The organism is Nocardia farcinica (assembly GCF_029867845.1).
Lineage (GTDB): Bacteria > Actinomycetota > Actinomycetes > Mycobacteriales > Mycobacteriaceae > Nocardia > Nocardia farcinica_A.
This window is the reverse complement of record NZ_JARWRU010000222.1, coordinates 1-5,756: the sequence shown is the minus strand read 5'-3', so window position 1 is coordinate 5,756 and position 5,756 is coordinate 1. Positions and strand designations below refer to the sequence as shown.

8 protein-coding genes and 1 pseudogene are annotated in these 5,756 nt (G+C 68.4%); 1 reads left to right on the top strand and 8 read right to left on the bottom strand.

All coding sequences use genetic code 11. The features are described 5' to 3' along the window. Nucleotides 1-12: 12 nt before the first annotated feature. The 8 genes from truA to infA all read right to left on the bottom strand — a co-directional run bounded on the left by truA (nucleotide 13) and on the right by infA (nucleotide 4,878). Nucleotides 13-903: a tRNA pseudouridine(38-40) synthase TruA gene (gene truA, locus QH283_RS04590; RefSeq protein ID WP_280501763.1), complete on the bottom strand. Its 891-nt coding sequence runs from the start codon at nucleotides 901-903 to the stop codon at nucleotides 13-15. Between the two features lies 1 nt (nucleotide 904). Then, nucleotides 905-1,441 carry a 50S ribosomal protein L17 gene (gene rplQ / locus QH283_RS04585; RefSeq protein ID WP_280501762.1) on the bottom strand — a complete coding sequence of 179 codons (537 nt, stop codon included), beginning with the start codon at nucleotides 1,439-1,441 and terminating at the stop codon, nucleotides 905-907. A 125-nt stretch (nucleotides 1,442-1,566) separates the two neighbouring features. Next, entirely contained in the window at nucleotides 1,567-2,625 is a 1,059-nt protein-coding gene (locus tag QH283_RS04580; protein WP_040794580.1) for a DNA-directed RNA polymerase subunit alpha, read from the bottom strand. A 121-nt stretch (nucleotides 2,626-2,746) separates the two neighbouring features. Continuing rightward, nucleotides 2,747-3,352 carry a 30S ribosomal protein S4 gene (gene rpsD, locus QH283_RS04575; RefSeq protein WP_280501761.1) on the bottom strand — a complete coding sequence of 202 codons (606 nt, stop codon included), beginning with the start codon at nucleotides 3,350-3,352 and terminating at the stop codon, nucleotides 2,747-2,749. A 20-nt stretch (nucleotides 3,353-3,372) separates the two neighbouring features. Then, nucleotides 3,373-3,786 (bottom strand): 30S ribosomal protein S11, encoded by a 414-nt coding sequence (gene rpsK / locus QH283_RS04570; protein ID WP_040794578.1) that lies wholly within the window; start codon nucleotides 3,784-3,786, stop codon nucleotides 3,373-3,375. A 9-nt stretch (nucleotides 3,787-3,795) separates the two neighbouring features. After that, nucleotides 3,796-4,167 carry a 30S ribosomal protein S13 gene (rpsM, locus tag QH283_RS04565; RefSeq protein WP_011207364.1) on the bottom strand — a complete coding sequence of 124 codons (372 nt, stop codon included), beginning with the start codon at nucleotides 4,165-4,167 and terminating at the stop codon, nucleotides 3,796-3,798. A gap of 217 nt (nucleotides 4,168-4,384) precedes the next feature. Next, the gene (rpmJ, locus tag QH283_RS04560) at nucleotides 4,385-4,498 is read right to left on the bottom strand and encodes a 50S ribosomal protein L36 (protein ID WP_025347279.1); all 114 of its coding nucleotides are present in this window, start codon (nucleotides 4,496-4,498) and stop codon (nucleotides 4,385-4,387) included. Between the two features lie 158 nt (nucleotides 4,499-4,656). Then, nucleotides 4,657-4,878 (bottom strand): translation initiation factor IF-1, encoded by a 222-nt coding sequence (gene infA / locus QH283_RS04555; protein WP_003418601.1) that lies wholly within the window; start codon nucleotides 4,876-4,878, stop codon nucleotides 4,657-4,659. Between the two features lie 401 nt (nucleotides 4,879-5,279). Between infA and QH283_RS04550 the strand changes: the two are divergent. Beyond that, nucleotides 5,280-5,756: pseudogene (locus QH283_RS04550) on the top strand (hypothetical protein); the annotation flags it as partial.

Sequence of the window (5,756 nt, the reverse complement as noted above, 5' to 3'; positions counted from 1 at the left end):
CCGCGACTGGGGTTAACGGGTGACGGGCCGCGCGTATCTTGCGCCGCTGCAGCCCTCCGGCGCGGGCACGGTGCGAATCTCCCTGGTCTGCGCGTGGCGCACGGCCAGGTCCTCGTCCGCCGGATAGTCGACGGCGACGATGCTGAGCCCGTGCGCGGGCGCCACGGTCACCGCGCTGGAGCGCTGGGTCTCGGTCAGCAGACCGCCCACCCAGTCCGGGCTGCGCCTGCCCTCCCCCACCGCCAGGACGGCGCCGACCAGGCTGCGCACCATCGACCAGCAGAAGGCGTCCGCGCTCACGTGCGCGATCAGCAGGTCGCCGTGGCGCTCCCACTCGTAGCGCTGGAGTTCGCGCACCGTGGTCGCGCCCTCACGGCGACGGCAGAAGGCGGCGAAATCGTGCAGCCCGAGCAGTTGTCGCGAGGCCGCGCGCATGGCGTCGAGATCGACCACGGGCTTGCAGGCGACCACGTGCCGCGCCGCCAGCGGCAACGCGCCGTAGGGGGCGGTGGTGAGCCGGTAGACGTAGTGCCGCCGGATGGCGGAGAAGCGGGCGTCGAAGTCGGCGGGCGCGGGCCTGGCACCGGTGACCCGCACATCCTTCGGCAGGAACCTGGCCAGCCGGTGCACCAGCTTCGGGCCGTCGAACTCGGCCGAGGTGTCGAAGTGCGCGACCTGGCCTTCGGCGTGCACGCCCGCGTCCGTGCGGCCGGCGACGGTCAGCTGGATCGGCTCGCGGAACACCTTCGACAGCGCGTCCTCGAGCACTCCCTGCACGGTGCGCAGGCCGGGCTGGCGGGCCCAGCCGGTGAAATCGGTGCCGTCGTAGGCGATGTCGAGCCGTACGCGAATGAGCCCGCCGCCCGGAGGGGCGACGGGCTCATTGCCGGAATCCCGAGTCAGATCAGGCTTCCTTCTTGTCCTCGGTGGCCGCGGCCTCGGTGGCCTCGTCCGCCTTCGCCTCGGTCGACTCCGCCGTGGCCTCGTCAGCCGTGGCCTCGTCGGCCGCGGCCTCGGCCGGGGCCTCTTCGGCCTTCTTGGAGGCGGCCACGCGGCGGGCGCGCTCGGCCTCGTTGGTCACGGTCTTCTCGCGGACCAGCTCGATGATCGCCATCGGCGCGTTGTCACCCTTGCGGGGCAGCGTCTTGGTGATGCGGGTGTAGCCACCCTCGCGACCCTCGAACGACGGGCCGATCTCCGCGAAGAGCGTGTGGACGACGTCCTTGTTGCGGATGACCTTCAGCACCTCGCGACGGTCGGCCAGAGTGCCGCCCTTCGCCTTGGTGATGAGCTTCTCGGCGTACGGACGCACGGCCTTGGCCTTGGCTTCGGTCGTGGTGATCCGGCCGTGCTCGAAGAGCGCCGTCGCCAGATTGGCGAAGATCGCCTTCTGGTGCGACGCCGACCCGCCGAAGCGGGCACCCTTCTTGGGCTTAGGCATTGTTGTTCTCCTGTGTCTGATTGCGGCGTTCGCGGGGCCCTTCGTGGTGACGCTTCGCTACCGCCTCCGGGCCCGTTCGCTCACGCCGCGGGTCAAGGCCGACCTGGGTTGCCTACCCCAGCCGCCTAGAGCTGTTCGGTCTCGGCGTAGTCCTGCTCGCCGCCGTCGTTGTCGCTGAAAGTGCCGCTGTCGCTCCACGTTCCGGTGCTCGCGTCGTAGCCCACCACGGAGGACGGGTCGAACGACGCCGGGCTGTCCTTGAGCGAGAGGCCGAGCGCGTGCAGCTTGACCTTGACCTCGTCGATGGACTTCTGACCGAAGTTGCGGATGTCCAGCAGGTCCGACTCGGTGCGGGCCACCAGCTCGCCCACCGTGTGCACACCCTCGCGCTTGAGGCAGTTGTAGGACCGGACGGTGAGGTCCAGATCCTCGATCGGCAGGCCGAACGAGGCGATGTGATCCGCCTCGGCCGGCGAGGGGCCGATCTCGATGCCCTCGGCTTCGACGTTCAGCTCGCGGGCCAGGCCGAAGAGCTCGACCAGGGTCTTGCCCGCCGAGGCGAGCGCGTCCCGCGCGCTGATGGAGTTCTTGGTCTCCACGTCCAGGATGAGCCGGTCGAAGTCGGTGCGCTGCTCGACACGGGTCGCCTCGACCTTGTAGGTCACCTTGAGCACCGGCGAGTAGATCGAGTCCACCGGAATCCGGCCGATCTCCGCGCCGGACGCCTTGTTCTGCACGGCGGGCACGTAGCCGCGGCCCCGCTCGACGACGAGCTCGATCTCGAGCTTGCCCTTGTCGTTCAGGGTGGCGATGTGCATGTCCGGGTTGTGCACCACGACCCCGGCAGGCGGGACGATGTCACCGGCGGTGACGGTGCCAGGGCCCTGCTTGCGGACGTACATGGTGACCGGCTCGTCCTCCTCCGAGGACACGACCAGGCCCTTGAGGTTCAGGATGATGTCGGTGACATCCTCCTTCACGCCGGGGACGGTGGTGAACTCGTGCAGAACGCCGTCGATGCGGATGCTCGTGACCGCCGCCCCCGGGATGGAGGACAGCAGGGTCCGCCGCAGCGAGTTGCCGAGGGTGTAGCCGAAGCCCGGCTCGAGCGGCTCGATGGTGAACTTCGACCGGTTCTCGGCGACGACCTCTTCGGTCAGCGTCGGTCGCTGGGAAATCAGCATGAGGATCTTCCTCCTTCTGGGGCGCCCGATTTTTGCCCCCAGGTTTCTGGGGTTGGGGGCGGCCGCTCGGCGTCTACGGGCCGCACACCAGCGGCACAGCGCGCTGATACGAGTACTCGGTTTACTTCGAGTAGTACTCGACGATCAGCTGTTCCTGCAGCGGCACGTCGATCTGCGCGCGCTCGGGCTCCTGGTGGACCAGGATCCGCAGACGGCCCGGGATGACCTGGAGCCAGCCGGGAACCGGCCGGTCGCCGAGGGTCTCGCGCGCCACCTGGAACGGCAGGGTCGACAGCGACTTCTCCTTGACATCGATGATGTCGTACTGGGAGACGCGGTAGCTGGGCACGTCGACCTTCACGCCGTTGACCAGGAAGTGGCCGTGGCTGACGAGCTGACGAGCCTGGCGGCGGGTACGGGCCAGACCGGCGCGGTACACCACGTTGTCGAGGCGGGTCTCCAGCAGGCGCAGCAGGTTGTCACCCGTCTTGCCCTTCTGGCGGTTGGCCTCTTCGTAGTAGCGACGGAACTGCTTCTCCATCACGCCGTAGGAAAAGCGGGCCTTCTGCTTCTCCTGCAGCTGGAGCAGGTACTCGCTCTCCTTGATCCGCGCGCGGCCGTGCTGGCCGGGCGGGTAGGGGCGACGTTCGAACGCCTGGTCACCGCCGACGAGATCGACGCGCAGACGACGCGACTTGCGGGTGATAGGGCCTGTGTAACGAGCCATTGTTCGCTATTCCTTTCCCGCTAGACGCGACGCCGCTTGGGCGGACGGCAGCCGTTGTGCGGCTGCGGGGTGACATCGGAGATCGTGCCCACTTCCAGGCCGGCGGCCTGCAGCGAACGGATCGCGGTCTCGCGGCCCGAACCGGGGCCCTTGACGAACACGTCGACCTTCTTGACGCCGTGCTCCTGCGCCTTGCGGGCCGCGTTCTCGGCGGCCAGCTGAGCGGCGAACGGGGTCGACTTGCGCGAACCCTTGAAGCCGACGTGACCCGAGGACGCCCAGGAGATGACGTTGCCGTTGGGGTCGGTGATCGACACGATCGTGTTGTTGAACGTGCTCTTGATGTGCGCGTTGCCGTGCGGGACGTTCTTCTTGTCCCTGCGACGCGCCTTCTGGGTCTTCTTCGGGCCCGTAGCCCGACTCTTCGGAGGCATGCGGATCCCTTACTTCTTCTTGCCGGCGACGGTCTTCTTCGGACCCTTGCGCGTGCGCGCGTTGGTCTTGGTGCGCTGGCCGCGCACCGGCAGACCGCGACGGTGGCGCAGACCCTGGTAGCAGCCGATCTCGATCTTGCGACGGATGTCGGCCTGCACCTCGCGGCGCAGATCACCCTCGACCTTGAACTCCGAGGCCTCGATGTAGTCGCGGAGCTTGGTCAGGTCGTCGTCGCTCAGATCCTTCGAACGCAGGTCCGGGCTGACGCCGGTGGCCTCGAGGATCTCCTTGGAGCGGGTACGGCCGATGCCGTAGATGTAGGTCAGCGCGATCTCCATGCGCTTCTCGCGCGGGAGATCGACGCCCATCAGACGTGCCATGGTGGCAGTTCCTTAATCGTTGTCGGAGGTCTGCTCCCTGTCCGTCCCCGCGTCTGTTGATTCGGGGCACCGGCCTCCGTACCGGTGGTTGGCGCGCACGCCCCGGGTTGTCTCCTGGCGGAGGGCCCGAATTTCCACAGCGTGCGGCTGGAGCTGGGAGTTCTTCTTTTCTCTGGCCAAGCCGATCAGGCGATCGGTGCCCGGTGGTGAAACGCGATCAGCCCTGGCGCTGCTTGTGGCGCAGGTTGTCGCAGATCACCATGACCCGCCCGTTACGGCGGATCACCTTGCACTTCTCGCAGATCTTCTTGACGCTCGGCTGAACCTTCACGTCCGTCCAATCTGTTGTGGGTCCACAGGGTGTGAACACAGTTTTTCCCCAGCCGACGGGCTGGGGAAGTCTCTATAGGGGATTCCGGGCGCCGCGCGTCATCGCGCCGCAGGCCCGGTCTCGCCGAGCCGCGCCCCGGTGCGATCCGGGACCCGACCTCACTTGTAGCGGTAAACGATGCGGCCGCGGGACAGGTCGTAGGGCGAGAGCTCGACGACCACGCGGTCCTCGGGAAGGATGCGAATGTAGTGCTGCCGCATCTTCCCGCTGATGTGCGCGAGAACCTTGTGCCCGTTCTCGAGCTCGATCCGGAACATCGCATTGGGCAGCGGTTCGACAACCCGACCCTCGACCTCGATGGCCCCGTCTTTCTTCGCCATGTCCTCCGCGCTCCCGGCCCGGAGGCGGCCGCAGCCGCTCGAACCTGGTTTGTGTGCCTGGATGGTTGTCCGCGCGCTTGCCGTTCGCAGGGTTTCTGCTTGGATGTACCCGTCGGGGATCACCCGATGGCACACCGAACAGCTTGCACGCGGAGCAGTCGGCGCATGGTGCACCGCCACACGAGCTTACCGACCTCACGGCGATCAGGCAAAAAGGCCCTTCCCTCCGGCCGTGCAGGGGGTCCTCGCCACGCCCGGCGCGCGCCCGCCGCGTCCGCGGGTGGCGGATGTGGGCCACGGGGCGGGGATGTGGTCCCCTAAACTGAAGCAGTCGAGACAGTCGGAGATCCGGGCCAGTAGTTCTACCAGGGGGACGTCGTGAGGCAGCGCAGGGAGCGCCCGTGAGTCGTATCGACGACGGGCTGCCCATGCTCCCGCCCTGGCTGTCGGAAAGCGATGTCGGCGACAGCTACGACGCGCCGCCCGTACAGAACCTGCCGCACGACGAACTCATCGACGACGAGCCCGCCCCCAAGCGCAGGCGCGGCCGTTCCTCGGGCGAGGACGCCGGGCGCAAGGAGAAGAAGCGCCGATTCTTCGGCGGCCGCGACAAGGACGATCACGCGGATAAGGACGATCACGCGGATAAGGGCCATCACGCGGGTAGGCACGATCCCACCGGTACCGGCGAGCCCGCGGGCGGAGACGGTCTCCCCGCCGCCCCGGCCGAGTCCTCCCCTCCGGCCGGCACCACGGCCACCGGCGGTTCGTGGCCGACGCCGCCCGCCCCCGGGCACTCCTTCCGGGCGCCGGAGCCCTGGAGCATGCAGCCCGGCCCGGGCCAGGCGCCCGGCGCGCCCGGCCCCGGCCCCGCGCTG

Bases quoted from the DNA above. Each gene is read 5' to 3' on its own strand.
- rplQ (WP_280501762.1), bottom strand. From the start codon at position 1,441: ATGCCTAAGCCCAAGAAGGGTGCCCGCTTCGGCGGGTCGGCGTCGCAC.
- QH283_RS04580 (WP_040794580.1), bottom strand. From the start codon at position 2,625: ATGCTGATTTCCCAGCGACCGACGCTGACCGAAGAGGTCGTCGCCGAG.
- rpsD (WP_280501761.1), bottom strand. From the start codon at position 3,352: ATGGCTCGTTACACAGGCCCTATCACCCGCAAGTCGCGTCGTCTGCGC.
- rpsK (WP_040794578.1), bottom strand. From the start codon at position 3,786: ATGCCTCCGAAGAGTCGGGCTACGGGCCCGAAGAAGACCCAGAAGGCG.
- rpsM (WP_011207364.1), bottom strand. From the start codon at position 4,167: ATGGCACGTCTGATGGGCGTCGATCTCCCGCGCGAGAAGCGCATGGAG.
- infA (WP_003418601.1), bottom strand. From the start codon at position 4,878: ATGGCGAAGAAAGACGGGGCCATCGAGGTCGAGGGTCGGGTTGTCGAA.